Annotated in this window: 36 protein-coding genes; 8 read left to right on the top strand and 28 right to left on the bottom strand. The window is 62.2% G+C overall.

Going from position 1 to position 26,550, the window contains the following annotated elements:
• Positions 1-15 precede the first annotated feature (15 nt).
• Genes atpA through AAN986_RS02190 form a run of 6 tightly spaced genes read right to left on the bottom strand, consistent with a single transcriptional unit; the run spans position 16 to position 4,343 of the window.
• Positions 16-1,569, bottom strand: coding sequence for a F0F1 ATP synthase subunit alpha (atpA, locus tag AAN986_RS02215; RefSeq protein ID WP_016448495.1), 1,554 nt, complete (start codon positions 1,567-1,569; stop codon positions 16-18).
• 48 nt (positions 1,570-1,617) lie between these two features.
• Positions 1,618-2,157, bottom strand: a complete 540-nt coding sequence (locus AAN986_RS02210) for a F0F1 ATP synthase subunit delta (RefSeq protein ID WP_012202354.1) — start codon at positions 2,155-2,157, stop codon at positions 1,618-1,620.
• Positions 2,158-2,169: 12 nt separating this feature from the next.
• On the bottom strand, positions 2,170-2,640 hold the full coding sequence (locus AAN986_RS02205; protein WP_016448496.1) for a F0F1 ATP synthase subunit B: 471 nt from the start codon (positions 2,638-2,640) through the stop codon (positions 2,170-2,172).
• A 35-nt stretch (positions 2,641-2,675) separates the two neighbouring features.
• A complete protein-coding gene (gene atpE, locus AAN986_RS02200; RefSeq protein ID WP_011803767.1) occupies positions 2,676-2,924 on the bottom strand; it encodes a F0F1 ATP synthase subunit C in 249 nt (82 codons plus the stop codon).
• 51 nt (positions 2,925-2,975) lie between these two features.
• Positions 2,976-3,839: a F0F1 ATP synthase subunit A gene (gene atpB, locus AAN986_RS02195; RefSeq protein ID WP_016448497.1), complete on the bottom strand. Its 864-nt coding sequence runs from the start codon at positions 3,837-3,839 to the stop codon at positions 2,976-2,978.
• A gap of 21 nt (positions 3,840-3,860) precedes the next feature.
• Positions 3,861-4,343 carry an ATP synthase subunit I gene (locus AAN986_RS02190; protein WP_016448498.1) on the bottom strand — a complete coding sequence of 161 codons (483 nt, stop codon included), beginning with the start codon at positions 4,341-4,343 and terminating at the stop codon, positions 3,861-3,863.
• Between the two features lie 286 nt (positions 4,344-4,629).
• Here AAN986_RS02190 and AAN986_RS02185 point away from each other — a divergent pair, with 286 nt between their 5' ends.
• The 5 genes from AAN986_RS02185 (at position 4,630) to AAN986_RS02165 (ending at position 8,168) form a co-directional block, all read left to right on the top strand.
• On the top strand, positions 4,630-4,947 hold the full coding sequence (locus tag AAN986_RS02185; RefSeq protein ID WP_016448499.1) for a DUF493 family protein: 318 nt from the start codon (positions 4,630-4,632) through the stop codon (positions 4,945-4,947).
• Positions 4,944-5,669 carry a lipoyl(octanoyl) transferase LipB gene (gene lipB, locus AAN986_RS02180; RefSeq protein WP_047219529.1) on the top strand — a complete coding sequence of 242 codons (726 nt, stop codon included), beginning with the start codon at positions 4,944-4,946 and terminating at the stop codon, positions 5,667-5,669. Before AAN986_RS02185 ends, lipB begins: the two co-directional genes overlap by 4 nt.
• A gap of 10 nt (positions 5,670-5,679) precedes the next feature.
• A complete protein-coding gene (lipA, locus tag AAN986_RS02175; RefSeq protein ID WP_013800257.1) occupies positions 5,680-6,660 on the top strand; it encodes a lipoyl synthase in 981 nt (326 codons plus the stop codon).
• 316 nt (positions 6,661-6,976) lie between these two features.
• Entirely contained in the window at positions 6,977-7,681 is a 705-nt protein-coding gene (locus AAN986_RS02170) for a hypothetical protein (protein WP_047219528.1), read from the top strand.
• 16 nt (positions 7,682-7,697) lie between these two features.
• Complete coding sequence (locus AAN986_RS02165; RefSeq protein ID WP_047219527.1) at positions 7,698-8,168, top strand: hypothetical protein; 471 nt, start codon at positions 7,698-7,700, stop codon at positions 8,166-8,168.
• Between the two features lie 309 nt (positions 8,169-8,477).
• Here AAN986_RS02165 and ptsP read toward each other — a convergent pair whose 3' ends face one another.
• The 4 genes from ptsP to AAN986_RS02145 all read right to left on the bottom strand — a co-directional run bounded on the left by ptsP (position 8,478) and on the right by AAN986_RS02145 (position 11,662).
• The gene (gene ptsP / locus AAN986_RS02160) at positions 8,478-10,256 is read right to left on the bottom strand and encodes a phosphoenolpyruvate--protein phosphotransferase (protein WP_349335562.1); all 1,779 of its coding nucleotides are present in this window, start codon (positions 10,254-10,256) and stop codon (positions 8,478-8,480) included.
• A gap of 117 nt (positions 10,257-10,373) precedes the next feature.
• The gene (locus AAN986_RS02155; protein ID WP_016448505.1) at positions 10,374-10,643 is read right to left on the bottom strand and encodes an HPr family phosphocarrier protein; all 270 of its coding nucleotides are present in this window, start codon (positions 10,641-10,643) and stop codon (positions 10,374-10,376) included.
• Positions 10,612-11,073 carry a PTS fructose transporter subunit IIA gene (locus tag AAN986_RS02150; RefSeq protein ID WP_026061990.1) on the bottom strand — a complete coding sequence of 154 codons (462 nt, stop codon included), beginning with the start codon at positions 11,071-11,073 and terminating at the stop codon, positions 10,612-10,614. The genes AAN986_RS02155 and AAN986_RS02150 overlap by 32 nt, the downstream gene beginning before the upstream one ends.
• A 118-nt stretch (positions 11,074-11,191) precedes the next feature.
• Complete coding sequence (locus tag AAN986_RS02145; protein ID WP_227468475.1) at positions 11,192-11,662, bottom strand: hypothetical protein; 471 nt, start codon at positions 11,660-11,662, stop codon at positions 11,192-11,194.
• A 275-nt stretch (positions 11,663-11,937) separates the two neighbouring features.
• On the opposite strand from AAN986_RS02145, the gene AAN986_RS02140 reads away from it, so the two are divergent.
• On the top strand, positions 11,938-12,441 hold the full coding sequence (locus AAN986_RS02140; protein WP_017403794.1) for a TlpA disulfide reductase family protein: 504 nt from the start codon (positions 11,938-11,940) through the stop codon (positions 12,439-12,441).
• A 63-nt stretch (positions 12,442-12,504) separates the two neighbouring features.
• Here AAN986_RS02140 and AAN986_RS02135 read toward each other — a convergent pair whose 3' ends face one another.
• Positions 12,505-12,951 carry a cytochrome c gene (locus AAN986_RS02135; protein WP_349335561.1) on the bottom strand — a complete coding sequence of 149 codons (447 nt, stop codon included), beginning with the start codon at positions 12,949-12,951 and terminating at the stop codon, positions 12,505-12,507.
• A 159-nt stretch (positions 12,952-13,110) separates the two neighbouring features.
• Between AAN986_RS02135 and AAN986_RS02130 the strand changes: the two genes are divergently transcribed.
• Both AAN986_RS02130 and AAN986_RS02125 read left to right on the top strand, forming a co-directional pair.
• On the top strand, positions 13,111-13,809 hold the full coding sequence (locus tag AAN986_RS02130; RefSeq protein ID WP_043792306.1) for a cytochrome b/b6 domain-containing protein: 699 nt from the start codon (positions 13,111-13,113) through the stop codon (positions 13,807-13,809).
• Between the two features lie 65 nt (positions 13,810-13,874).
• Entirely contained in the window at positions 13,875-14,366 is a 492-nt protein-coding gene (locus tag AAN986_RS02125) for a GNAT family N-acetyltransferase (RefSeq protein ID WP_016448511.1), read from the top strand.
• A gap of 107 nt (positions 14,367-14,473) precedes the next feature.
• Here the strand turns inward: AAN986_RS02125 and AAN986_RS02120 are convergent, their stop codons facing one another.
• From AAN986_RS02120 to AAN986_RS02040, 17 genes are all read right to left on the bottom strand, one after another.
• Positions 14,474-14,980 (bottom strand): peroxiredoxin, encoded by a 507-nt coding sequence (locus AAN986_RS02120; RefSeq protein ID WP_016448512.1) that lies wholly within the window; start codon positions 14,978-14,980, stop codon positions 14,474-14,476.
• A gap of 118 nt (positions 14,981-15,098) precedes the next feature.
• Positions 15,099-15,368: a 30S ribosomal protein S17 gene (rpsQ, locus tag AAN986_RS02115; RefSeq protein ID WP_016448513.1), complete on the bottom strand. Its 270-nt coding sequence runs from the start codon at positions 15,366-15,368 to the stop codon at positions 15,099-15,101.
• A 13-nt stretch (positions 15,369-15,381) separates the two neighbouring features.
• Positions 15,382-15,579, bottom strand: a complete 198-nt coding sequence (rpmC, locus tag AAN986_RS02110) for a 50S ribosomal protein L29 (RefSeq protein ID WP_012202337.1) — start codon at positions 15,577-15,579, stop codon at positions 15,382-15,384.
• 10 nt (positions 15,580-15,589) lie between these two features.
• Positions 15,590-16,006 carry a 50S ribosomal protein L16 gene (gene rplP / locus AAN986_RS02105; RefSeq protein WP_012202336.1) on the bottom strand — a complete coding sequence of 139 codons (417 nt, stop codon included), beginning with the start codon at positions 16,004-16,006 and terminating at the stop codon, positions 15,590-15,592.
• A gap of 2 nt (positions 16,007-16,008) precedes the next feature.
• Positions 16,009-16,881 (bottom strand): 30S ribosomal protein S3, encoded by an 873-nt coding sequence (gene rpsC / locus AAN986_RS02100; RefSeq protein ID WP_012202335.1) that lies wholly within the window; start codon positions 16,879-16,881, stop codon positions 16,009-16,011.
• 16 nt (positions 16,882-16,897) lie between these two features.
• Positions 16,898-17,230, bottom strand: a complete 333-nt coding sequence (gene rplV, locus AAN986_RS02095; protein ID WP_012202334.1) for a 50S ribosomal protein L22 — start codon at positions 17,228-17,230, stop codon at positions 16,898-16,900.
• Positions 17,231-17,240: 10 nt separating this feature from the next.
• Positions 17,241-17,516 carry a 30S ribosomal protein S19 gene (gene rpsS, locus AAN986_RS02090; RefSeq protein ID WP_012202333.1) on the bottom strand — a complete coding sequence of 92 codons (276 nt, stop codon included), beginning with the start codon at positions 17,514-17,516 and terminating at the stop codon, positions 17,241-17,243.
• A gap of 10 nt (positions 17,517-17,526) precedes the next feature.
• The gene (rplB, locus tag AAN986_RS02085) at positions 17,527-18,351 is read right to left on the bottom strand and encodes a 50S ribosomal protein L2 (RefSeq protein ID WP_012202332.1); all 825 of its coding nucleotides are present in this window, start codon (positions 18,349-18,351) and stop codon (positions 17,527-17,529) included.
• Positions 18,352-18,353: 2 nt separating this feature from the next.
• Positions 18,354-18,668, bottom strand: a complete 315-nt coding sequence (gene rplW / locus AAN986_RS02080) for a 50S ribosomal protein L23 (RefSeq protein ID WP_012202331.1) — start codon at positions 18,666-18,668, stop codon at positions 18,354-18,356.
• Complete coding sequence (rplD, locus tag AAN986_RS02075; protein ID WP_012202330.1) at positions 18,665-19,285, bottom strand: 50S ribosomal protein L4; 621 nt, start codon at positions 19,283-19,285, stop codon at positions 18,665-18,667. Before rplD ends, rplW begins: the two co-directional genes overlap by 4 nt.
• A complete protein-coding gene (rplC, locus tag AAN986_RS02070; RefSeq protein ID WP_012202329.1) occupies positions 19,285-19,959 on the bottom strand; it encodes a 50S ribosomal protein L3 in 675 nt (224 codons plus the stop codon). Before rplC ends, rplD begins: the two co-directional genes overlap by 1 nt.
• 211 nt (positions 19,960-20,170) lie before the next feature.
• Entirely contained in the window at positions 20,171-20,482 is a 312-nt protein-coding gene (rpsJ, locus tag AAN986_RS02065) for a 30S ribosomal protein S10 (protein ID WP_003059431.1), read from the bottom strand.
• A 24-nt stretch (positions 20,483-20,506) separates the two neighbouring features.
• A complete protein-coding gene (gene tuf / locus AAN986_RS02060) occupies positions 20,507-21,697 on the bottom strand; it encodes an elongation factor Tu (RefSeq protein ID WP_016448514.1) in 1,191 nt (396 codons plus the stop codon).
• 162 nt (positions 21,698-21,859) lie between these two features.
• Positions 21,860-23,968 carry an elongation factor G gene (gene fusA / locus AAN986_RS02055; protein WP_016448515.1) on the bottom strand — a complete coding sequence of 703 codons (2,109 nt, stop codon included), beginning with the start codon at positions 23,966-23,968 and terminating at the stop codon, positions 21,860-21,862.
• Positions 23,969-24,120: 152 nt separating this feature from the next.
• Entirely contained in the window at positions 24,121-24,594 is a 474-nt protein-coding gene (rpsG, locus tag AAN986_RS02050; RefSeq protein ID WP_016448516.1) for a 30S ribosomal protein S7, read from the bottom strand.
• Positions 24,595-24,754: 160 nt separating this feature from the next.
• Positions 24,755-25,132, bottom strand: coding sequence for a 30S ribosomal protein S12 (gene rpsL / locus AAN986_RS02045; protein ID WP_003059441.1), 378 nt, complete (start codon positions 25,130-25,132; stop codon positions 24,755-24,757).
• A gap of 157 nt (positions 25,133-25,289) precedes the next feature.
• The gene (locus AAN986_RS02040; protein WP_016453570.1) at positions 25,290-26,459 is read right to left on the bottom strand and encodes a D-alanyl-D-alanine carboxypeptidase family protein; all 1,170 of its coding nucleotides are present in this window, start codon (positions 26,457-26,459) and stop codon (positions 25,290-25,292) included.
• Between the last annotated feature and the right edge of the window lie 91 nt (positions 26,460-26,550).

Here is a 26,550-nt window from a genome sequence, read left to right as displayed (position 1 = left end):
GGCTCCTCGTCCGGTTTAAGCGAACGACTTCTTGAACGCAACGATGGCGGCGTTCAATTCGGCTTCGGAATCCTTGTCCATGGCCTTGGAAGCGTTCAGCTTGTCGATCAGGGCGCCGTGGCTGGTCTTCAGGAACTGGTGCAGACCAGACTCGAAAGCCAGCACTTGCTTGACCTGGATGTCGTCCATGTAGCCCTTGTTCACTGCGAACAGCGAAGCGCCCATCAGGGCGGTGGACAGGGGGCTGTACTGGGCCTGCTTGAGCAGTTCGGTCACGCGGGCACCGCGGTCGAGCTGCTTGCGGGTGGCTTCGTCCAGGTCGGAGGCAAACTGCGCGAAGGCAGCCAGCTCACGGTATTGCGCCAGGTCGGTACGGATACCGCCGGACTGGCCCTTGACCAGCTTGGTCTGTGCAGCACCACCGACGCGCGACACCGAGATACCGGCGTTGATGGCGGGGCGGATACCGGCGTTGAACAGGCTGGTTTCCAGGAAGATCTGGCCGTCCGTGATCGAGATCACGTTGGTGGGCACGAAGGCCGACACGTCACCCGCCTGGGTTTCGATGATGGGCAGAGCCGTCAGCGAACCCGTCTTGCCCTTGACTTCGCCCTTGGTGAAGGCTTCGACATAGTCGGCATTCACGCGGGCTGCGCGCTCGAGCAGACGGCTGTGGAGATAGAACACGTCGCCGGGGAAGGCTTCGCGGCCCGGGGGACGGCGCAGCAGCAGCGAAACCTGGCGGTAGGCCACGGCCTGCTTGGACAGATCGTCATAGACGATCAGCGCGTCTTCGCCGCGGTCGCGGAAGTACTCGCCCATCGTGCAGCCCGAGTAGGCCGACACGTACTGCATGGCAGCGGATTCGGAAGCGGTGGCAGCCACAACGATGGTGTATTCCATCGCGCCGGCCTGCTCCAGGGCACGCACCACGTTCTTGATCGAGGAAGCCTTCTGGCCGATCGCAACGTAGATGCAGGTAACGCCCTGACCCTTCTGGTTGATGATGGCGTCGATGGCCACGGCGGTCTTGCCGGTCTGGCGGTCGCCGATGATCAGTTCGCGCTGGCCACGGCCGACGGGCACCATCGAGTCGATGGACTTGATGCCGGTCTGCAGGGGCTGGTCCACGGACTGGCGTGCGATCACGCCGGGAGCGACCTTCTCGATCACGTCCGTCATCTTGGCGTTGATCGGGCCCTTGCCGTCGATGGGCTGACCCAGGGCGTTGACCACGCGGCCGATGAGTTCGGGGCCGACGGGCACTTCCAGAATGCGGCCCGTGCACTTGACGGTGTCGCCTTCGGAGATGTGCTCGTACTCGCCCAGAATCACGGCGCCGACGGAGTCGCGCTCGAGGTTCAGCGCCAGGCCGAAGGAGGGCTGGCCGTCCTTGCCTGCGGGGAATTCCAGCATTTCGCCTTGCATCACGTCCGACAGGCCGTGCACGCGCACGATACCGTCGGTCACCGAAACCACGGTGCCTTCGTTACGGATGTCGCTGCTGCCAGCCAGACCCTCGATGCGGCTCTTGATCAGTTCAGAAATTTCTGCGGGATTGAGTTGCATGACTCTTTCCTTCTTTAGCTTTGGTTAGCCGAGACCTCAGTCGCGTTGTTACGCAATGAGGGCCGCTTTCATTTGTTCCAGGCGGGCCTTGACGGAGGTGTCAAGAACTTCATCACCCACCACGACGCGGATGCCACCGATCAGGGACTGATCTTGCTGCACCGACAGGTTCAGCTTTCGGCCGAAACGCTTCTCCAGCGAAGTCCCGAGTGCGGCCAGTGCGGCAGCATCTATGGGGAATGCGCTTTGAACCACGGCGTCGGACGAGCCACCGGCGCGGTTCACGAGGCTGCGAAACTGGGCCGCCACTTCTGGCAGGGCTTGCAGTCGGCCGTTTTCAATGATGACGCGCAGAAAGTTGCGTGCGGCATCGGGCAATGCCGAGCCGGCCACGCCGCTGATGACGTCGAACAGTTGTTCGTCGGTCACCTTGGGGTCGTCGGCCAGCTGGCGCAATTGCGGATTGGCGGCAATCGCCGCCAATTCCTCCGCCCAGGCAACAGTGCCGGACAGGTCAGCACCCTGCTGGGTGCTGGCCTTGAACAGGGCATCTGCGTAAGGACGGGCAATGGTGGCGAGTTCTGCCATGTTTGCTCTTCCTTACAGCTCGGTCTTCAGGCGGTTCAGCAGGTCGGCATGGACGCCGGCATCCACTTCCTTGCGCAGGATCTGCTCGGCGCCCTTGACGGCCAGCGCAGCCACTTGCTCGCGCAGGGCTTCACGGGCCTGGATTGTCTGCTGCTCGGCCTCGGCGCGGGCAGCAGCAACAATCTTGTTGCCTTCTTCGGAGGCACGGGCCTTGGCTTCTTCGATGATGGCCTGGGCACGGCGTTCGGCGTCCGCAAGCCGCGATGCCGTTTCGTTGCGCGTCTGTGCCAGTTCCTGCTCGACGCGCTTGTTGGCAGCGGCCAGGTCGGTCTTGGCCTTGTCGGCAGCAGCGAGGCCATCGGCGATTTTCAGAGCTCGTTCATCCAGCGCCTTCGCGATCGGGGGCCACACGAACTTCATCGTGAACAGCACCAGGATCAGGAAAACGATGGCCTGGACGAACAGGGTCGCGTTGATACTCACGGCAACACCTTTCTATCTAGGGCGTTGATCGGAGCTTAGGCCAGGACGAAGGGGTTGGCGAAAGCGAACAGCAGAGCGATGGCCACACCGATCAGGAAGGCAGCGTCGATCAGACCGGCCAAGATGAACATCTTGGTTTGCAGTTCGTTGATCAGCTCAGGCTGACGTGCCGACGATTCCAGGAACTTGCCACCCATCAGGGCGATACCGATCGAAGCGCCGATAGCGCCCAGACCAACGATCAGACCACAAGCCAGAGCGACGAGACCGAGAATGTTTTCCATGATGACTCCTGAGATTAAAGAAAGAGAAAGGTTGAGAGGGAAAGGAAATGGTCAGTGGGCTTCATGCGCCTGGCCGAGATAGATCAGCGTCAGCATCATGAAAATGAAGGCCTGCAGGGTGATGATCAGAATGTGGAAGATCGCCCAGATAGAGCCTGCAATGATGTGCCCCAAGGGGAGCAACACACCGGAAAGCGACATGGCAGCCGCACCGCCCATCAGAGCGATCAGACAGAACACCAACTCACCAGCGTACATGTTGCCGAACAGTCGCATGCCATGCGAAACCGTCTTGGCGACATATTCAATGATTTGCATGGCCAGGTTCACGACACCCAGGATCAGTGCAAACACGGGATTCTTGCTGGTGCCGAACGGGGCAGTCACCAGTTCGTGGGCCCAGCCGCCCATGCCCTTGATCTTGATGCTGTAGAAGAAGCACAGGATCAGCACGGCCGAGGACAGGCCCAGCGTGGTCGAGAGGTCAGCCGTGGGAACGACGCGCAGGTAGGCGTGCGAGTCACCCTGGAAGCCCTGCCACAGCACCGGCAGCAGGTCCACCGGCAGCATGTCCATGGCGTTCATCATGAAGATCCACACGAACACGGTCAGTGCCAGGGGAGCGATGAACTTGCGGCTTTGCGCGTTGTGGATGTTGGCCTTGGCCTGGTTGTCCACCATCTCGACCAGCAGCTCTACAGCCGCCTGGAAGCGCCCCGGAACGCCCGATGTGGCCTTGCGCGCGGCAAGCCACAGCACGAACAGGCTCAGCACGCCCAGCGTGGCGCTGACGACGATCGAGTCCAGGTTGATGACCGAAAAGTCGATGATCGACTTTTGCTTGATGTTCTGGAGGTGCTGCAGGTGGTGAACGATGTATTCACTTGCAGTAGGTGCGTGCGCGTCTGCGGCCATCGGTCAACTTCTCTTCAAATATCAATCGGTTTTTCGGACACTGGATCGCACTATCAGCGCGACCCAATACGTTTTCATGACGACTACCAAGCCCGCCAGCAGCGCCAGCCAACTCAGCCCCGGGACCAGCTTGGGTGCAGCCGCCAGCATGGCAATGCACAGCACCAGCTTCACCAGTTCCCAGCCAAAAATTCCCACCATGGCGGCTGCAGCGCCGCCCGGCCTCTTTCGTACGACGGCACGCGCAAACAGCGCTGCCGGCAACACCACCGACAAGGCACCGTAGGCAGCCGACCATCCGACCTCGGCGCGCCCCGTCACCAGCCATGCGACCAGTGCCACCAGCACGCCCACCACCGCCTGGACCACCACGAAACGCCACACAGACATCTGCGGGTTTCGCGTGCGCCACTCCTGAGCCTCCTCGGAGGTCAGGGGCTTGAAGTCGGAATCCTCGCCCTCAAGTTCCCTGTCAGCGTCTGTGTCGGCGGCGTAGTTTTTCATTGAATTCTCTAAGGCCGCAGACCAGACAAGACTTTTTCACAAAGCCTCTGATTATAAGTAAAAACCCCTGCCGAACGATAGGGGTTGTTACGGGCATGCCCAAAACGGAGGCGGCGACCGGGCTGTGTGGCAGCCGGCCAACAGCGCCAGCCTCGCGCCGCAGGCCACTTGTTTGTTGTGTGTGGAGTTCTCGTGGCGGACGACGCGGCAGCCCCGGGCTGCGACATGGCCGCGAACGATAGCGCACAATCGCCTCCAACGCCAAGCGATTAACCTTGATTCACCTATGACCGACGCCTCCACCCCTACCCCCACCCCAGCCACCGAGCCGGGCGCGGACCCGCGCAAGGATTCGCTGATCGAGTACCCGTCGCAGTTCCCCATCAAGGTCATGGGCGTCAAGGCCGAGCATCTGGTGCACGAGATCACCCAGATCGCCCAACGCTTCGACCCTGCCTTTGACGCCAGCACCATTGAATTGCGCCCCAGCAGCAGCGGCAAATACCTGGGCGTCACCGTCACGGTGACGGCAACCAGCCGCGAACAACTCGACGATCTGTACCGCGCCTTCACCTCGCATCCGCTGGTGAAAGTGGTGCTGTGAGCACCCTCGACGCGCAGCAGTCGCAGTCATTGGACCTGCGCCTGCTGGGCCGCACGGACTACGAGGCCACGGTGCAGGCCATGCAGGCCTTCACCAGCCAACGCGATGCCTGCACGCGCGACGAGCTGTGGATATGCGAGCACTCCGCACATTTCACACAAGGCCTCGCCGGCAAAAGTGACCACTTGCTGAGCCCTGGCGACATTCCCGTGGTGGCCACCAACCGCGGCGGACAGGTCACCTACCATGGCCCGGGCCAGGTGGTCGCCTATCCCTTGCTGGACCTGCAGCGCCTGGGCTACTTCGTGAAGGAATACGTGTTCCGCATCGAGGATGCGGTCATCCGCACGCTGGAGCATTTCGGCATCACCGGCCACCGCGTGGAAGGTGCCCCCGGCATCTACGTGCGCCTCGACGACCCTCGCAGCCATGCCATGCTGCCCCAGCGTCCGCAACTGCGCGCGCCCGGCTCGCCCGCGCCCCAACCCGATTTTTCGGGGCTGGGCAAGATTGCAGCCCTGGGCATCAAGGTCAGCCGGCATTGCACCTATCACGGCGTTGCATTGAACGCCGCCATGGACCTGGAACCCTACGGCCGGATCAACCCTTGCGGCTACGCAGGGCTGCAAACGGTGGACCTTTCTACAATCGGCGTTCAGACAACCTGGGACGAAGCCGCGCGCGTGCTGGGACGACAGTTGCAGCGCCGCCTAGCCCCCTGAATCCAGAACCATGACCACCAACACCGTCGTGCGCGAAGCGCAGTCACAAGCCGAGTACAACCCGCTGGCCAAGCAGAAGGCGGCAGCGAAGCTTTCGCGCATCCCGATCAAGGTCGAGCATGGCGAAGCGCTCAAGAAGCCCGAGTGGATTCGCGTCAAGGCGGGCAGCCCCACCACGCGCTTCTACGAGATCAAGGACATCCTGCGCGCCAACAAGCTGCACACGGTCTGCGAGGAAGCCTCCTGCCCCAACATCGGCGAATGTTTCGGCAAGGGCACGGCCACCTTCATGATCATGGGCGACAAGTGCACGCGCCGCTGCCCGTTCTGCGACGTGGGCCACGGCCGCCCCGACCCGCTGGACACTAACGAGCCGCTCAACCTCGCCAAGACGATTGCCGAGCTGCGCCTGAAATACGTGGTCATCACCAGCGTGGATCGCGACGACCTGCGCGATGGTGGCTCGGGCCACTTCGTCGAGTGCATCAAGAACATCCGCGAGCTCTCGCCGCTGACCCAGATCGAGATCCTGGTGCCCGACTTCCGTGGTCGCGACGACCGTGCGCTGGAAATCCTCAAGGCCGCGCCTCCCGATGTGATGAACCACAACCTGGAGACCGCACCGCGCCTGTACAAGGAAGCGCGTCCCGGCTCGGACTACCAGTTCTCGCTGAACCTGCTCAAGAAGTTCAAGGCCTTGCACCCCAAGGTTCCGACCAAGAGCGGCATCATGGTCGGCCTGGGCGAGACCGATGAGGAAATCCTGCAGGTCATGCGCGACATGCGTGCGCATGACATCGACATGCTGACCATCGGCCAATACCTGGCACCCAGCAACAGCCACCTGCCGGTGCGTCGCTACGTGCACCCCGACACCTTCAAGATGTTCGAGGAAGAGGCGTACAAGATGGGCTTCACGCATGCAGCCGTGGGCGCCATGGTGCGCTCGAGCTACCACGCGGACCAGCAGGCACACGCCGCCGGCGTCTGAGCCGGCAATGGCCGCCTGCCTGCAGGGCGGCCTTCTTCACGCACTTCGGGGATGGCCTTTGCAGGCCATCCCCTTTTTCATGTCTGGAGGCATGCCATTCAGGCGCCGGTTTTGACCTGAATACACATTCAGCAACAAACAATCGATGTCACCGGCATCTCGGTTGATGAATTTCCCGATCTCTTTATGATGCCGATTTTCCGAATGCTTTCTGCATTCAAAAAAATCCGAACGACCCAGGAATGCGGCTCAACGACATGAAATCCCGGATTTCGGGCGTTCGGGCGCCGCTCCATTGACAAAGGGATAAGTGCATATGGCCAATGACGAGCAAAAGGACCGTGCAGCATTCGATGCCGCCATACAGGCACTGAAAGCAGAGGTTGCCAATGCCGGGGTGCATCTCTCGCTGGACTCATCTGCACGCCTGGCCTATGCCCGACAGATTCAGGCCATGGCCAACGAGCTTCAGTTGCAGGCCACGAGCGGCCGCATCACCTGGGGACAGGCTGCACAACAGGCCCAGGAGGCCCGCAATGTCGTCATGGAGATCATCCGAGGCCGCAGCACCCCCGTGGGCAGAGCCATGGCGCAACGCATCAAGAGCGAGGGCAAGACGCTCAATGAGCTGATTGCCCGCAAGGCCCAGCAATTGCACGGCCCCAACGTGCGGTTCGATCGCCTCACGGCGGCCCAGCAAAACGCCGTGTATGGCGAAATCGTCAAATCCGCCGGCAAGTCCAATGCCGCCATCACCCAGAGAATGCGCACGCTCTCCCGGGCAGGACGCGGCCTCCTGGTCTTCTCCATTGCGGTATCGGTCTACACCATCGCCAACGCAGACAACAAGGTGGAGGCCGCCGGCAAGGAATTGGCCGTCACAGGTGCCGGGATCGGTGGAGGCATGGCAGGTGGTGCCCTGGCCGGGCTGGCCTGCGGGCCCGGGGCACCTGCCTGCGTGGTGGTCGGCGCATTTGTCGGCGGGGCACTGGCTGCCATAGGCGTCGAATTCCTCTGGTGACACTTCAGGACAACAGATGCGCATCCTCTCCGACCGGCAGTTGTCACTGCAGCCCGCCGCATCCCATCCTGCAGGGCAGGTACCGCAAAGCCGCCTGGTGCTCAACGGGAATGCAACGCCCTTTCTGGTGGACGGCACCATTCTCGAGGCAGCCTTTCAATGGAACGACCTCTACCTTCTGTTCACCACCGATGACACGCCCATGGAGGATATGCTGCGGATCACGCTGCTCGACGAGAATTTGCAGGCACTCGACAAGGCCGTGATAGGCAGCATGTATTCCACGGGCAGCTTCTCGTTGCTGCCATCGGACGAACGATCGCTGGTGCGATTTCGATTCATGGGAAATACGGACTGGAGTGTCGAAATCCTGCAGGAACCTGGATTCCGGCTGCCATTTCTTGGCGATCCGCGCGCCGTCACGCGCCCCCTGGGGTTTTCGCGGCGCTTTGTCGTACGAGGCCATCCTGAGCCGGAAAACAACTGATGCCGACGCAGTTGAAGGCAATAAAAAAGCAGGGCCAACGTGCATGCCCTGCTTGAATTGAATGCAATCGTGCTTTCCCGTTCCACGTAGAAAAAAAGCCTGGCTAACCGGCAGACCGCTGGCTGGCAAACCGACTTGCTGCAGGCTGAACAGGCCTGGCGAGTCGCCCCACGATGAAACTGAAAAAGCTTGCAGCTCGAATTCCCCACCAGAGAGCTTCTTGCTGCATTGGAGCGGATCATAACATCGAATGAGAATCAATCGCAACTGAAGTTGATTTTTTTGCCTCGCGCCTTCACTTGACCGAAGTCATGGGCTCAGCAGCGCTGCCGGGCTGTCCGAACGAAGGACTTCCTGCGCCCAGGCGGCCAGCTTGCGTGTGTCGGCACGCAAGATTTCCTGCTTGACGACCAGGATCTGCGCCGGATGCATGGAAAAGCTGCGCAGGCCCAGGCCCAGCAGCAGGCGCGTCATGGCCACATCGCCGGCGGTCTCCCCGCAGACACAGACGCTCTTGCCTTGCGCCCTTCCTTCGGCGATCACATCCGCCACCAGCTTGAGCACGGCGGGATGCAGGGGATCGTAGAGATGGGCCACGGTCTCGTCGGCGCGGTCGATGGCCAGCGTGTACTGGATCAGGTCGTTGGTGCCGATGGACAGGAAGTCGAAATAGCGCAGGAAGGTGCGCACGATCAGCGCTGCCGCAGGCACCTCGATCATGGCGCCCAGCTTGACCGGGCCGTGCGCCACGCCGCGCGCGTCAAGCTCGCTTTGCGCCAACCTCACCTGGGCCAGGGTCTGCTCGATCTCGCTTTGGTGGGCCAGCATGGGGAACAGCAGATGGATCTGCCCATGCGCGGCAGCACGCAGGATGGCGCGCAGCTGGGTGCGGAACATGGCCGGATCGGCCAGGCTCCAGCGGATGGCGCGCAGACCCAGCGCGGGATTCAGGTAGTAGTCCTTGGGCTGGGCCTTGTCCAGCGGCTTGTCGGCGCCCACGTCCAGCGTGCGAATGGTCACGGGCATGCCCTGCATTCCATCCACGGCTTCGCGGTAGGCCCGGTATTGCTCTTCCTCGCCGGGCAGGTTGCCGCCACGCCCCATGAACAGGAATTCCGTGCGGAACAGCCCCACGCCCACCGCGCCCGCATGCACGGCCGCAGGCCCGTCGCCGGGCTGCTCGATGTTGGCCAGCAGCTCGATACGCTCTCCGTCCAGCGTCAGTGCAGGCGTGTGGCGCAGGCGCGAGAGGCGCTCGCGCTCGAGCTCGTTCTGGCGCTGGCGAAAGCCATATTCGGCCAGGATGATGGGTGAGGGATCGACGATGACGACCCCTGCATTGCCGTCGATGATGATCCAGTCGTCCTGGCGGATCAGTTGCCCCGCAGCCCGGGCGCCGACCACGGCAGGAATGTCCATGCTGCGCGCCACGATGGCCGTGTGCGAAGTGCGGCCACCCACGGCCGTGATGAAGCCGGCAAACAACCGGCTCTTGAACTGCAGCATGTCCACTGGCGACAGGTCCTGCGCCACCAGAACCAGCGGCGCCTCGGTGGCGCCATCGAGCAGCAGCGGCTGCTGCGGCGGCGTGCTCTCCCCCGTTGCCTCGACTGCCAACAGCTCGGCCGGTGCGGGCACGGGGCTGGCCATGCCCTTCATATGGCGCAGGATGCGCTCGACCACCTGCTCGAGGTCCGCCTTGCGCTCGCGCAGGTATTCGTCCTCCATCTCGTCGAACTGGCGCGAGACGACCTCCAGCTGCGTGGTCAGCGCCCATTCGGCGTTGTAGAGGCGATCGGATATCCAGTGCTTGATGGCGGCGGCCAGGGCCTCGTCCTGCAAAAGCAGCAGGTGGACGTCGAGCAAGGCATCGAGCTCGCCCGGCGCATCCTTGGGCATTTCATCCTGCAGGCGGCGCAGCTCGTCGATGACGGCATTGCGCGCACTGCGGGCACGGTCGATTTCCGCGTCCACCTGGTCGGGCCGGATGAAGTAGTGCACCACCTCCATGCGGCTGGAGGCCACCACCACCGCACGCCCTATGGCGATACCCCGTGACACGGCCAGTCCGTGGATTGCAAACGTCATTGCGCCTGTCCTTTGCCTGCTGCTGCGCAGGCCCCGGACCGTCGCAATGCGGCATCGTCCAGTTCCAGCGCGTGTTGCTCTGTTGCGCTCACCGCCTGCCAGCGCCGCAAAGGCACATTACTGGCCTTCGCCAAACTTGTCGTTGATCAGGGCGGTCAGCGCATCCATGGCTTCCTGCTCCTGTGCTCCGTCGGTCTCCAGCAACACCTCGGAGCCCATGCCGGCAGCCAGCATCATCACGCCCATGATGCTCTTGGCATTGATGCGCCGCTCGCCCTTGCTCATCCAGACTTCGCAGGGAAAGCTGCCTGCAAGCTTGGTGAGCTTGGCGGAGGCGCGGGCGTGCAGGCCCAGTTTATTGCTGATGGTGATAGGGGTCTTGATCATTGGATGGTCGCGGACTCTGGTTCTGAGGCGTGTTCACGCCCACCTGCATCACCCCATGGCTGCCTCCCGCCAAGGCACGCTCGGCCACGGCTTCCAGCGCCTCGTGGCGATAGCCTATGGAGCGCAGCAGCATGGGCAAGTTCACTCCGGCCACCAGCCGCCCGGCAGGCAGTTGCGCCACAAGGCGCTGCGCCACGTTGCAGGGCGTCGCACCAAAGAGGTCGGTCAGCACCAGCGTGGGCAGCCCCAGCAGGCCGCCATGGTCTTCAAGCAACTGCTCGGCACGCATCAGGGTGGCCTCGGGCGGCTCCTGAGCGGGCACATCCAGGGCAAGGACGTCCTCGGCACTGTCGGCGAACACATGCAGGGCGCATTCGCGCAGTGCCTGGGCCAAAGGTGCGTGGGTGAACAAAAGGATGCGCGTGGTCATGAAGTCACAGGGTTCGGAGTCGATTATGGCGTGCGAAGGCGCATGCAGGGCAAACGGCGCGCCTGCGCTGCGCTCCATGCCACAGTTGCCTCCCGCATCCGTGGCTCCAAACCTGTTGCTACTGCAGTTGCAGGCTGGCGAAGAAGTTGTTGGCCTCGTCTGTGCGCGGCTTGTCGCTGTAGATCACGGCATGGTAGAGGCGCGCGCCCGCCGGCTCCATTCGTGCAAACCACACGCCATGGGCCGTGAGCTTCCAGCCCTGGGGACCCACGCCTTCAAACGTGGTGCGCAGCGACTGCGGCAGATTCAAGGCGCCTGCAGGCACGAAGGAGCCATCTTCCTTGGAGCGCAATTGCTTGGCGCCGGCCGGCGCCTGTCCCGGCGCACCCGGATTCATCTGACCGAGCACGGCCGCCTGCCAGTACGACAGCATCTCGGCGGCCCTGGAGGGCTCGCTGACCAGGAAGTGGGAAACCGCGTAGGTGGACGCATCGGCGTCGCATCCCATCATGGACATCTGCACCGTGCCCATGCCCTGGCCCAGTTCCACCGGCCGGGTGGCCGATTGCGGATCGCAAGGCAAAAGCACACGCAGTGGCGTGCCCTCGACCGCAACCTGCCGCCAATCCAGCCGGGGACTGCATGCGGCCAAGGGCGTCAACACCAGCACAGCGGCAGCAAACCGCATGGCAGGAGCGCGGAGCCTTGCCATGGGGATCAAAAAGCTTTCCATCAATGTCATGCCGGCATTATCGACACGGCCCGCTTGACCGAGACCCGAACTTTTGCCCTTGCCGCGCATCGAAACGCGGTGCACGGCATGCGTGCAGGCCTACGGGCACAACTTTGGGCACAATCGTCGCTATGGCAAGCAAACATTGGATCGCAGGCGTGGTGATCGCCGCAGCCGCCGGAATGGGCGCATGGGTGTATTCGGGCGCAGGCCAGACGGCGGCGCCGCAATCGACCTTCGTGCTGCTGGATGGCAGCAAGCAGACCACGGCCGATTTCAAGGGCAAGGTGACGCTGGTCAATTTCTGGGCCACCAGCTGCACCACCTGCGTGGCCGAGATGCCGGAGATCGTCGCCACCCACCAGAAATTCCAGGGCCAGGGCTTCGAGACCCTGGCCGTGGCCATGAGCTACGACCCGCCCAGCTATGTGGTGAACTTCGCCGATTCGCGCAAGCTGCCGTTCAAGGTGGCGCTGGACAACACCGGCGCCGTGGCCCGCGCCTGGGGTGATGTGCAGCTGACGCCCACCACCTACATCGTCAACAAGCGCGGCGACATCGTGAAGCGCTATGTGGGAGCGCCTGACTTCGCCGAGTTGCACCGGCTGATCGAGAAACTGCTGGCCGAAGCCTGATACGGCGCAGGCAAGCCCAGAAAAAACCGGCATCACGCCGGTTTTTTTGCATCTGCATGCCGATCAGCGGCTGCGGAAGCTGTCGTGGCAGGCCTTGCAGCTGGCAGCGGCCGGGCCGAAGGCCGCCTTGAGCTGGTCCAGGTTGCCGGACTTGGCCGCAGCCGCGAGCTTGACCGTCTCGGCCTGCATCTTCTCCGACAGATCCTGGAACTTGGCCTGCTCCTTCCAGATTTCAGGCTTGGCCTTTCCACCCTCCGTGCCTGCGCCGAAACCTGCCCAGGGCAGCTTGGCCATGAAGGCCACCACCTCGGCGTTTTCCTGGGCCGCCTTGGCATCGAAGGGGATCTTTCCGTTCGCCATGGCGCCCAGGCGCCCGAAATGCTGGCCCAGCACGTCGAGCGCGCCCTGGCGGTACTTGATGGCGTCCTCGGACTTGGCAAACTGGGCGGAAGCCGGCAGCGCGGTAGCGGCCACCAGGGCGGCCAGCGCCCATGCAGAAACTTTCTTCATCGTGGTTTTCCTTTTCGAGTGTGGGGAAATCTGCCGGGCCAGTATGGCAGTGACGCCTTGCGGGCGCAGCTTTGATTGACCGCAGCCAGGGTGCATTGACTGCCGGCTCCGGAATGCAGGTCGGCACAATGCACTCATTCCCACCCACACGCTCATGCCATGGCACAAGAACCGACCGCACAAGGCGCCGCCAAGCACAAGGTCCGCATCTGGGACCTGCCCACCCGGCTGTTTCACTGGCTGCTGGCCGCAACCGTGATTGCCCTGGTCGTGACGGCCAAACTGGGCGGCAATGCCATGAACTGGCATCTGCTGCTGGGCCATGTCATGCTGGCCTTGCTGCTGTTTCGCCTGTTGTGGGGCCTGGTGGGTGGCCGCTGGTCGCGCTTTGCCAGCTTCATCCATGCACCTTCCGCCCTGCTGCGCCATCTGCGCGGACAAGGAGCGGAGAGCGACAGCGCAGGCCACAGCCCGTTGGGCGCTCTGTCCGTGCTGGCCATGCTGGCGGTGCTGATCGCCCAGGTAGGCAGCGGATTGCTCAGCGATGACGAGATTGCGTTCTCCGGACCGCTGAGCCGCTTCGCATCGGGCGGCACGGTGGCGCAGGCCACGGCCTATCACGCGCATTGGGGACAGTATTTGCTGTACGCACTGGTGGCCCTGCATCTTCTGGCCATCGTGTTCTATGCCTGGCGCGGGCGCGGCCTGGTGCGAGCCATGGTGACCGGGGACAAACAGTTGTCCGCGCCAGTACCCGCCTCACGCGACACGGCAGGCAGCCGTTGGCTGGCCTTGGCCCTGGCCTTCGGGGCAGGCGCTGCGGCATGGTGGGTACAGCAGCTTGGTGGCGCTTTCTGACGGCGCAGCCAGAGGTGGGCCGCTTGCCGCTACACTGCGCTTTCCGTCGTTTTAGCTGAGTGCCCGTGGACAAGCCTGCTGTCGCCTTGCTGGCGCCGAATCCCGCGGAAGACTGGGACGAAGTCCGCCAGATCTTCCGGGAGTACGCTGCAAGCCTGGATGTCGATCTGCAATTTCAAGATTTCGAGGCCGAGATCGCCGATCTGCCCGGCGACTACGCTGCGCCGCGCGGCCACATCCTGCTGGCCAGGGTCGATGGCGCAGTGGCCGGCTGCTGCGCCCTGCGCCCCCTGGACAACTGCGACTACGCCAATGCCGCCGAGATGAGGCGCCTGTTCGTGCGCAAGGCCTTTCGCGGTTTCGGGCTGGGTCGGCAGCTGGCCGAAGCCATGCTTGATGTGGCGCGCCAGGCCGGCTATGACCATGTGCTGCTGGACACGCTGGACGACATGGAATCGGCCCGCGCCCTCTACGTCGACCTGGGCTTCGAGGAAATCCCGCCCTACTATCACAACCCCATCGCGGGGGCGCACTACCTCAAGGCCGATATTTTCTAGGCCGGCCTGGCTGAACCAGCGCCCCCAATACAAAAAGGCATTGCACCCGGGTGCAATGCCTTTTTTCGCAATAGCACGGTGCGCAGGCCAGAAGGCCTGCAGCGCGATCAGGCCTTGGCCTGGCCCAGCAAAGTGGCCGCGTCGCTGACCTCGAACTTGCCAGGGCCTTCCACGTTCAGCGTGACGACCTTGCCGTCCTTGACCAGCATGGAATAGCGGTTGCTGCGCAGGCCCAGGCCCTTGCCATTCAGATCCAGCGTCAGGCCGGTGGCCTTGGCGAATGCGGCGTCGCCGTCGGCCAGCATGCGCACCTTGCCATCGGTCTTCTGGTCGCGGGCCCATGCGCCCATCACGAAGGCGTCGTTGACCGACAGGCACCAGATCTCGTCCACGCCGGCAGCCTTGAAGGCTTCGGCCTGCTCCACGAAGCCGGGCACATGCTTGGCCGAGCAGGTGGGAGTGAATGCCCCGGGCACGGCGAAGACCGCGATGGTCTTGCCTGCAGCGGCTTCGGGCAGCTTCACGGGGTTGGGGCCGATGCTGCAGCCATTGCCTTCGACTTCCACGTATTCCATCAGGGTGGCAGCGGGCAGGGCATCTCCGACTTTGATCATCTCTATCTCCTTTGTGGTGCAAAACCGGGGGCCGCCGAAATGGCGGTCCCCAAACGAAAAAACGACCCACATTGTGGGTCGTTTCCTGTGGCTTTGCAGCCGGTGGGCCTAGGTAGGCTTACACCAGAGCAGCCTTTTGCACCAAGCGGGTAGCAACCCAGTTCTTGGTCTTGGACAGCGGGCGGCTTTCCGTGATTTCGATCACGTCGCCCAGCTTGTACTCACCTTGCTCGTCGTGAGCGTGGTACTTGCTGGACTTGATCATGATCTTGTCATAGATCGGGTGCTTGACGCGGCGTTCAACCATGACCGTCACGGTCTTGGCACGCTTGTCGCTGACCACCTTGCCAATCAAGGTGCGCTTGAGGGATTTTTTAGCTTCCGTCATGTCGGCTTCCTGATTACTTGGCGGCTTGCTTTTCAGCAAGGATGGTCTTGGCGCGGGCGATGTCACGGCGCGTGGTACGCAGCGTGTTCGTGTTACCCAGCTGTTGCGTGGCCTTTTGCATACGCAGACCAAAGTGAGCCTTTTGCAGGGACTTCACTTCGGCTTCCAGGCCGGCAACGTCTTTTTGGCGGAGTTCAGCAGCTTTCGTCATGTTGTTCTCCTTAGGCACCAATTTGACGGGACACGAAGGTCGTACGCAGCGGCAGCTTTGCAGCGGCCAGGCGGAACGCTTCACGAGCCAGCTCTTCAGGGACGCCCACGATTTCGTAGAGCACCTTGCCGGGCTGGATTTCGGCCACGTAGTACTCGGGGTTGCCCTTACCGTTACCCATACGCACTTCTGCGGGCTTGGTAGAGATTGGCTTGTCCGGGAACACGCGGATCCAGATACGACCGCCGCGCTTGACGTGACGCGAGATCGCGCGGCGAGCCGCTTCGATCTGACGTGCCGTCAGGCGACCACGGTCAGTGGACTTCAGGCCGAAGTCACCGAAAGCAACGGAGTTACCACGCGTTGCAATACCGGTGTTGCGACCCTTTTGCTCCTTGCGGTATTTGCGGCGAGCAGGTTGCAGCATCTTTATTCTCCTTTACCGTCCGCTGCTGTAGCGGGCGCGTCAGTCTTGCGAACGCGCTTAACGGAATCAGCGCCAGCGCCGGCGGGCTTGTCGCTGCCGTCTGCAGGTGCTGCGTTAGCGCCTGCGGGGCGGCGGGCACCACGGCCAGCACCGTCACGACGACCATCGCCGCGACCATCGCGACGGGGGCCGCGAGGACGACGCTCTTCTTCGGGGCGGGGGGTCTCGGCTGCCGGCAGGTCGTTACGACCCAGCGTGTCACCCTTGTAGACCCAGACCTTCACACCGATCACACCGTAGGTCGTCTTGGCTTCGGAGAAGCCATAGTCGATGTCGGCGCGCAGCGTGTGAAGTGGCACACGGCCTTCGCGGTACCACTCGCAGCGTGCAATTTCGATACCGTTCAGACGGCCCGAAGACATGATCTTGATGCCTTGGGCACCCAGACGCATGGCGTTTTGCATCGCACGCTTCATGGCGCGGCGGAACATGATGCGCTTTTCGAGCTGCTGGCAGATCGAGTCGGCGATCAGCTTGGCATCGATTTCAGGCTTGCGCACTTCTTCGATGTTCACAGCCACGGGCACGCCCAGACGGGTTGCGAGTTCCTTCTTCAGGTTCTCGATGTCCTCGCCCTTCTTGCCGATCACGACACCAGGACGTGCCGAGAAGATCGTGATGCGGGCGTTCTTTGCAGGACGCTCGATCAGGATGCGCGACACGGCGGCGTTCTTCAGCTTGGCCTTCAGGAACTCGCGCACCTTGATGTCTTCGGCCAGCATGCCGGCGAAGTCGCGGTTGCTTGCGTACCAACGGCTGGCCCAGTTGCGGCTAACAGCCAGGCGGAAGCCGGTAGGATGGATTTTCTGTCCCATATTCTTCCCAGGCCTTTCAGTTGCCAACCGTCACGTACACGTGGCACGTGGGCTTGCTGATGCGATTGCCGCGGCCCTTTGCACGCGCGGTGAAGCGCTTGAGCGTGGTGCCTTGTTCGACGAAGATGGTCTTGACCTTCAGTTCGTCGATGTCGGCGCCGTCGTTGTGCTCGGCGTTGGCGATGGCGGACTCGAGCACCTTCTTGATGATCACGGCAGCTTTTTTCTGCGTGAACGTCAGGATGTTCAGGGCTTGGTCCACTTTCTTGCCGCGGATCAGGTCCGCGACCAGGCGACCCTTGTCCACAGACAGGCGGACGCCACGGAGAACAGCACGTGTTTCAGACATGTTCTATTCCTTACTTCTTGGCTTTTTTGTCCGCCGGGTGACCCTTGAAGGTACGGGTCAGCGCGAATTCGCCGAGCTTGTGGCCGACCATCTGGTCAGTCACATACACGGGCACGTGCTGCTTGCCGTTGTGCACGGCAATGGTCAGACCGATGAACTCGGGCAGAACCATGGAGCGACGCGACCAGGTCTTGACGGGCTTCTTGTCCTTGGTGGCGACGGCCTTCTCGGCCTTTGCCAGCAAGTGATGGTCAACAAACGGACCCTTTTTAAGAGAACGAGTCATTTGCTACCCTTTACTTCTTACGACGCGACACAATCATCGACTGCGTGCGCTTGTTGTTACGGGTACGGTAGCCCTTCGTCAGGTTGCCCCATGGGTCAACAGCGTGACGACCTTCACCGGTCTTGCCTTCACCACCACCGTGCGGGTGATCGACAGGGTTCATCACCACGCCGCGAACGGTCGGGCGGATACCCATCCAGCGCTTCACACCGGCCTTGCCCAGACGGCGCAGGCTGTGCTCTTCGTTGGCGACTTCACCGATGGTCGCGCGGCATTCGATGTGCACCTTGCGCACTTCGCCGGAACGCATACGCACTTGGGCGTAGATGCCTTCACGGGCCAGCAGCGTAGCCGACGTACCTGCCGAACGGGCGATCTGCGCGCCAGCGCCGATCTTCAGTTCGATGCAGTGGATGGTCGAACCCACGGGGATGTTGCGGATCGGCAGGGTGTTGCCCACGCGGATCGGGGCTTCCGAACCGCTGACGATCGTTGCGCCGACTTCCAGGTTGCGCGGAGCAATGATGTAGCGACGCTCGCCGTCGGCATAGCACACCAGAGCGATGTGGGCCGTACGGTTGGGGTCGTACTCAATGCGCTCGACCTTGGCGGGGATGCCGTCCTTGGTGCGCTTGAAGTCCACCACGCGATAGTGGTGCTTGTGGCCACCGCCCTTGTGACGGGTGGTGATGTGACCGTTGTTGTTACGCCCCGACTTCTGGTGCTGAGGCTCCAGCAGGGGGGCGAAACCTGCACCCTTGTGCAGATGGTCACGCGTGACCTTGACCGTGCCGCGTTGGCCGGGGGTCGTCGGTTTGAGCTTGATAACAGCCATGATTACGCAGCCTCCCCGGACAGGTTCAGCTCTTGACCGGGCTTGAGCATCACGTAGGCCTTGCGAACGTGGTCGCGGCGGCCGGTGGTCTTGCCAAAGCGCTTGGTCTTGCCCTTGATGTTCACCACGGAGACACCAGCAACTTCCACCTTGAACATCAGTTCCACGGCGGCCTTGATTTCATGCTTGGTGGCGCTCTGCAGCACCTTGAACGTCACGGCGTTGGACTTCTCTGCAACCATGGTGGCCTTTTCGGACACGATGGGAGCAACCAACACCTGCATCAGACGACCTTCGTCAAACTTGAGCGTGCTCATTCGAACATCTCCTTGAGTTTGTCGATCGCACCCTTGGTGACGAGCACTTTCTTGTAGTGCACCAGCGACACGGGGTCGGCGTAGCGCGGCTCGACCACGAACACGTTCTTCAGATTGCGGGAAGCCAGGTACAGGTTCTCGTCGACTTCTTCAGCGATCACCATGACCGATTCCAGGTTCATGGCCTTGAACTTGTCGGCCAGCACCTTGGTCTTGGGGCTTTCGAGCTTGAGCGAGTCCACCACGGCCAGACGGCCTTCGCGGGCCAGCTGCGACAGGATGGCAACCATGCCGGCGCGGTACATCTTCTTGTTGATCTTCTGCGTGAAGTTTTCTTCAGGCAGATTCGGGAAGATGCGGCCGCCGCCACGCCACAGAGGCGAGGAGGACATACCGGCACGAGCACGGCCGGTGCCTTTTTGCTTGAACGGCTTGGCGGTCGTGTGACGAACCTGCTCGCGGTCCTTCTGAGCGCGAGTGCCCTGGCGTGCGTTGGCACGGTAGGCGATCACGATCTGGTGGACGAGGTCTTCGTTGAATTCACGGCCGAAAACAGTCTCGGGCGCATCAAACTTGGATGCGGCCTGGCCTTGTTCATTCAGGAGTTCGAGCTGCATTAGTTCGCTCCCTTGGAAGCTTTGGCCTTGATGGCGGGGCGCACCGTCACGAAGCCACCCTTGGAGCCCGGAACAGCGCCCTTGATCAAGAGCAGTTGGCGTGCTTCGTCAATGCGAACCACGTCGAGATTTTGGGTGGTGATGGTTTCATCGCCCATGTGGCCGGTCATCTTCTTGCCCGGGAACACGCGACCTGGATCCTGGGCCATCGAGATGGAGCCGGGAACATTGTGCGAACGGCTGTTGCCGTGCGAGGCGCGCTGCGAGCGGAAGTTGTGACGCTTGATGGTGCCGGCGAAGCCCTTACCGATGGAAGTGCCTTGCACGTCCACCTTCTGGCCCACCGAGAACAGCTCGGCGACGGGCAGGACGGAGCCTGCGGCGTACTTGCCAGCGGTTTCTTCGGTCACGCGGAATTCACCCATCACTTCACCGGCTTCGACACCTGCCTTGGCAAGGTGGCCGGCTTCTGGCTTGGTCACGCGAGATGCCTTGCGCGAACCGAAAGTGACCTGCAGGGCCACGTAGCCATCGTTCTCTTGGGTTTTGACCTGAGTCACGCGGTTGTTCGACACATCCACCACTGTGACAGGCACTGCGTCCCCATCATCAGTGAACAGACGCATCATGCCCACCTTGCGACCCAGCAACCCGAGGGAGTTGCTCAGACTCATTTGTTTGCTCCAAAACTTCCGCCGCTGAAACTGCAATTGGCCCAGCGTTGCGCTCCCGCCCCAGATGACCAAGGCCTTGCGCACGAAAGAAGGTTGATAAAACTTCGCTCAAGAAAGGCGAAGCCCCAAATTTTAACGCGAACTGCCTTTTCAAGCAAGTTCGCGTTAAATCAAAGCCCTTCAACGGCCCCGCAAGGGGCCTGTGAAGTACTTATTGCAGCTTGATCTCGACGTCCACACCTGCGGGCAGGTCCAGCTTCATCAGAGCGTCAACCGTCTTGTCAGTCGGGTCAACGATGTCCATCAGGCGCTGGTGAGTGCGGATTTCGAACTGGTCGCGGCTGGTCTTGTTGACGTGCGGCGAGCGCAGGATGTCGAAGCGCTTCATGCGTGTCGGCAGGGGCACGGGACCCTTGACGATGGCGCCGGTGCGCTTGGCAGTGTCAACGATTTCAGCAGCCGACTGGTCGATCAGCTTGTAGTCAAACGCCTTCAGGCGGATGCGGATTTTTTGCTTGGACATTGTGTATTCCTAGTTTTCTAAGAATTACGCAATGATCTTTGCAACCACGCCAGCGCCCACGGTACGGCCGCCTTCGCGGATAGCGAAGCGCAGACCTTCTTCCATGGCGATGGGGGCGATCAGCTTGACGGTGATCGACACGTTATCGCCAGGCATCACCATTTCCTTGTCGGCGGGCAGCTCGATAGAGCCGGTCACGTCGGTCGTGCGGAAATAGAACTGGGGACGGTAGTTGTTGAAGAACGGAGTGTGGCGACCACCTTCGTCCTTGGACAGCACGTACACCTCAGCCGTGAAGTGGGTGTGGGGCTTGATGGAGCCGGGCTTGCACAGCACTTGGCCGCGTTCCACGTCTTCACGCTTGGTGCCGCGCAGCAGCAGGCCCACGTTGTCGCCAGCCTGGCCTTGGTCCAGCAGCTTGCGGAACATTTCCACGCCGGTGACGATGGTCTTCTGGGTGTCGCGGATACCGACGATTTCGATTTCTTCGCCGACCTTGATGATGCCGCGCTCAACGCGACCGGTCACCACGGTGCCACGGCCGGAGATCGAGAACACGTCTTCCACGGGCATTGCGAAGGCACCGTCCACAGCGCGCTCGGGCGTGGGGATGTAGGTGTCCAGGGCTTCAGCCAGACGCAGGATGGCGGGCTCGCCCTTGTCGCTTGCGTCACCTTCCAGGGCCAGCTTGGCCGAGCCGCGGATGATGGGGGTGTCGTCGCCGGGGAAGTCGTACTTGGCCAGCAGCTCGCGCACTTCCATTTCGACCAGCTCCAGCAGCTCTTCGTCGTCCACCATGTCGCACTTGTTCAGGAACACGATGATGTAGGGCACGCCCACCTGACGAGCCAGCAGGATGTGCTCGCGGGTCTGGGGCATCGGGCCGTCAGCGGCCGAGCACACCAGGATAGCGCCGTCCATCTGAGCAGCGCCGGTGATCATGTTCTTGACGTAGTCGGCGTGGCCGGGGCAGTCAACGTGAGCGTAGTGGCGGTTGGCCGTTTCGTACTCGACGTGGGCGGTGTTGATCGTGATGCCGCGGGCCTTTTCTTCAGGTGCTGCGTCGATCTGGTCGTAAGCCTTGGCTTCGCCGCCGAACTTCTTGGACAGAACGGTGGCGATGGCAGCCGTCAGGGTCGTCTTGCCGTGGTCCACGTGACCGATGGTGCCCACGTTGACGTGGGGCTTGGTCCGCTCGAATTTTTCCTTTGCCATGATTTCTCCGAAAGAGCAAAACCTGTGTGATGTTTAAGGTCTGCATCCCATTGCTTGGTCGCCCCGCACAGGTGACAGGACGGCATGGGATCGCAGACCGGCAAAAATCGCAGCCCCTTTTCAGGGGCTGCGACTCAAAAGCCTTCGATTATACAAAAAGCCTTACTTGGCGCGAGCAGCCACGATGGCTTCGGCCACGTTGCGGGGAGCTTCGGCGTAGTGCTTGAACTCCATCGTGTACGTAGCGCGGCCTTGCGTCTGCGAACGCAGCGAAGTGGCGTAGCCGAACATTTCCGACAGCGGCACTTCAGCCTTGATGGACTTGCCACCGCCGGCCATGTCGTCCATGCCCTGGACCATGCCGCGACGCGAGGACAGGTCGCCCATCACGGTGCCGGCGTAGTCTTCGGGCGTCTCGACTTCCACGGCCATCATGGGCTCGAGGATGACGGGGCTGGCCTTCTTGGCGCCTTCCTTGAAGCCGAAGATGGCAGCCATCTTGAAGGCCATTTCGTTCGAGTCCACATCGTGGTACGAACCGAAGGTCAGGCGCACCTTGACGTCCACCACGGGGTAGCCGGCCAGCACGCCGGAAGTCAGCGCCTCGATCACGCCCTTCTCGACCGCAGGGATGTATTCGCGAGGAACCACACCGCCCTTGATTTCGTCGACGAACTCGAAGCCCTTGCCGGCTTCCTGGGGTTCCAGGGTCAGCACGACGTGGCCGTACTGGCCCTTGCCGCCGGACTGGCGAACGAACTTGCCGTCCACATCGGTAACCTTCTGGCGAATGGTTTCGCGGTAGGCCACCTGGGGCTTGCCCACGTTGGCTTCCACGTTGAATTCGCGCTTCATGCGGTCAACGATGATTTCCAGGTGCAGCTCGCCCATGCCGGCGATGATGGTCTGGCCCGATTCTTCATCGGTGCGCACGCGGAAGGACGGATCTTCAGCAGCCAGGCGCGACAGGGCGATGCCCATCTTTTCCTGGTCGGCCTTGGACTTGGGCTCCACGGCCTGTGCAATCACGGGCTCGGGGAAGACCATGCGTTCCAGCACGATGGGAGCTTCGACGGCGCACAGCGTTTCGCCGGTGGTCACGTCCTTCAGGCCCACGCAGGCAGCGATGTCGCCGGCGCGGATTTCTTCGACTTCCACGCGCTCGTTGGCCATCATCTGCACGATACGGCCGATACGCTCCTTCTTGCCCTTGACCGAGTTGAAAACGGTGTCGCCCTTGGTCAGGACGCCCGAGTACACGCGCACGAAGGTCAGTTGGCCGACGAACGGGTCGGTCATCAGCTTGAAGGCCAGGGCCGAGAACTTTTCGCCGTCGTCTGCCTTGCGGCTGAGCTTGGTTTCTTCGTTTTCGGGATCGGTACCGGTGACGTCAGGGATGTCCACAGGCGCCGGCAGGTAGTCGATCACGGCGTCCAGCATGCGCTGCACACCCTTGTTCTTGAAGGCGGTACCGCACAGCATGGGCTGGATTTCGGTAGCCAGCGTACGAGCGCGCAGGCCGGCCTTCACGTCTTCTTCGGACAGAGTACCTTCTTCCAGGTACTTGTTCATCAGGTCTTCGCTGGCTTCGGCAGCGGCTTCCACGAGGTTTTCACGCCACTTGTTGGCGGTCTCCACCAGCTCGGCGGGGATTTCGTGGTATTCGAACTTCATGCCTTGCGAGGCTTCGTCCCAGATGATGGCCTTCATCTTGACGAGGTCGACCACGCCCTTGAAGTTTTCTTCGGCACCGATCGGGATCACGACGGGCACGGGGTTGGCCTTCAGGCGCAGCTTCATCTGCTCGACGACCTTGAAGAAGTTGGCGCCGGTACGGTCCATCTTGTTCACGAAGGCCAGACGAGGCACCTTGTACTTGTTGGCCTGACGCCACACGGTTTCCGACTGGGGCTGCACGCCGCCCACGGCGCAGTACACCATGCAGGCGCCGTCCAGCACGCGCATGGAACGCTCCACCTCAATGGTGAAGTCCACGTGGCCGGGGGTGTCGATGATGTTGAAACGGTGCTCGGGGTAGGACAGGTCCATGCCCTTCCAGAAGCAGGTCACTGCAGCGGAAGTGATGGTGATGCCGCGCTCTTGCTCTTGCTCCATCCAGTCGGTCGTAGCAGCGCCGTCGTGCACTTCGCCCAGCTTGTGGGTCACACCGGTGTAGAACAGGATACGTTCGGTGGTGGTGGTTTTGCCGGCGTCGATGTGGGCGGAGATACCGATATTGCGGTAGCGCTCGATGGGGGTCTTGCGAGCCATGATGGATCCTTGATTGATCGTATGGAGGGAGTCTCTGCCCGTTCCAGCCTCATGGTGCAGACGGACAGCAGTCTTATCTGGGGATGCTCCTAATCGAGACAAGGCCGCAGGCAAAAATGCATGCGGCCCGTCTGATCAGGAGCGAAGCGCTCTTAGAAGCGGAAGTGGCTGAACGCCTTGTTGGCTTCGGCCATGCGGTGCACTTCGTCACGGCGCTTCATGGCGCCGCCACGGCCTTCGGTGGCCTCGAGCAGCTCGTTGGCCAGGCGCTGGGCCATGGACTTCTCGCCGCGCTTGCGTGCAGCTTCCTTCAGCCAACGCATGGACAGGGCCAGGCGACGCACGGGACGCACTTCGACGGGCACCTGGTAGTTGGCACCGCCGACGCGGCGGGACTTCACTTCGACCATGGGCTTCACGTTGTTGATGGCAACGATGAAGGCTTCCAGCGGGTCTTTGTCAGGGTGCTTCTTTTGAATCAGGTCCAGGGCACCGTAGATGATGCGTTCTGCGACCGCCTTCTTGCCGCCTTCCATGATCACGTTCATGAACTTGGACAGCTCGACATTGCCGAACTTGGGATCCGGCAGGATTTCACGTTTGGGGACTTCGCGACGACGTGGCATTTTTTACCTCTATCTTGCTTCAGTTGGCGTCTTTTCAGACACCGCGAGAGCCAACAGGACTCCCACTTACTCGACCCGCGCAAAACACTTGCGTTTGGGGTCACTACGCTGGATCTCGCGCCACGCGGGATACAGCACCTTCTTCGAAAAAACGCAGGGCTTACTTGGCCTTGGGCTTCTTCGCGCCGTACTTGGAACGGGCTTGCTTGCGGTCCTTGACGCCTTGCAGGTCAAGGGAGCCACGCACGATGTGGTAACGCACACCGGGCAAGTCCTTCACACGGCCGCCGCGCACCAGCACAACGCTGTGCTCTTGCAGGTTGTGGCCTTCACCACCGATGTAGGAGATGACCTCGAAGCCGTTGGTCAGGCGCACCTTGGCAACCTTACGCAGAGCGGAGTTAGGCTTCTTGGGCGTCGTGGTGTACACACGGGTGCACACGCCGCGGCGCTGAGGGCAGTTTTCCATAGCAGGGCTCTTGGATTTGACAACTTCGACCGTGCGGCCCTGACGCACGAGTTGGTTAATGGTTGGCATTAATAAACGTCCCTAAACGTGAATTGCTTGCGAAAAGCGAAAACGTGAATCCCTTCGGAAATTCCGAAAAGCCCTCGACTGTACCAGCTTGCAGGAGATCGCACAACTGCACCCCCTTCAAGCCGGTACGCGAGGGCCTGCGCGACAGGCGCAGGGCTTACTTGATCCAGAGGCGGATCGCATCCCAGGCACGGCCGAAGAAGCCTGCCTGCTCCACGCCTTCAAGCGCCACCAGCGGCACTTCGGCCACGGTGTCGGCCCCCAGCTTGACCTTGAGCGTGCCCATGGCCTGGCCCTTGGTGAACGGAGCGATCAGCGGGTCCTGGCGCACGACTTCGGTGCTCAGCTTGCCGCCACTGCCGGCCGGCACGGTGACCACGATGGGCGTGGTGCGGCCGATCTTGACGGTGCCCGCCTTGCCCTTCCAGACCTCGGGCGTGGCCACGGCCTGCTCGGCATCGAACAGCTTGACCGAGTCGAAGGCCGCATAGCCCCAGTTCAGCAGCTTCTGGCTTTCATTGGCGCGCGCGTTCTCGCTGGCGGCGCCCAGCACGATGGAGATCAGGCGGCGGCTGCCCACGTTGGGCAGATCGCGCTTGGCCGTGGCCACCAGGCAGTAGCCGGCCGCAGCGGTGTGGCCGGTCTTGAGGCCGTCCACGGTCGGGTCGCGGAACAGCAGCGAGTTGCGGTTGGTGCCGTTGGAGGCCGGCGTGCCCGGGTAGAAGTACTTCTTGGTCGAGTAGTAGTGCATGTACTCGGGGAAGTCCTGCATCAGGCGCTGCGCGAGGATGGACAGGTCGCGCGCCGTGGTCAGGTGGCCGGGCTCGGTCAGGCCTTCGGGGTTCTTGTAGCTGGTGTTCTTCATGCCCAGCGCCTTGGCCTGCTCGTTCATGAGCCGCACGAAGTTCTCGGCCGAGCCGCCCACGCCTTCGGCCAAGGCCATGGTGGCGTCGTTGCCGGACTGCACGATCATGCCCTTGATCAGGTCATCCACCGGCACCTGCATCTTGGGGTCGATGAACATGCGCGAGCCCGGCATCTTCCAGGCGCGCTCGCTGACGGGCAGGCGCTGCTCCAGCGTGATCTTCTTCGCACGCAGTGCGTCGAAGACCAGGTAGCCGGTCATGAGCTTGGTCAGCGAGGCCTGCTCGATGGGCGCATCGATGTCCTTGGCACCCAGCACCTGGTTGGCGGTGACATCGACCAGCAGATAGTTGCGCGCCGCGATCTCGGGCGGCTGGGGCGGGGTGATCTGCGCCAGCGCCAGGGCCGGCGCCATGGCCGCTGCCAGTGCCAGGACTCGCAGCGTGGAGGAAATGGGCTTCATGAGGAAAACTCTCGCTAAAGGGCAGGTAAAGCAGGAAAGGCGGAAGATGCCCGCCGGCTGGGGCGGGCCTATTGAGCAGCGGCGCGGGCCG

It is taken from the genome of Delftia sp. DS1230 (genome assembly GCF_040112715.1).
Lineage (GTDB): Bacteria > Pseudomonadota > Gammaproteobacteria > Burkholderiales > Burkholderiaceae_C > Comamonas > Comamonas tsuruhatensis.
This window is presented reverse-complemented; position numbering and strand designations above follow the sequence as displayed.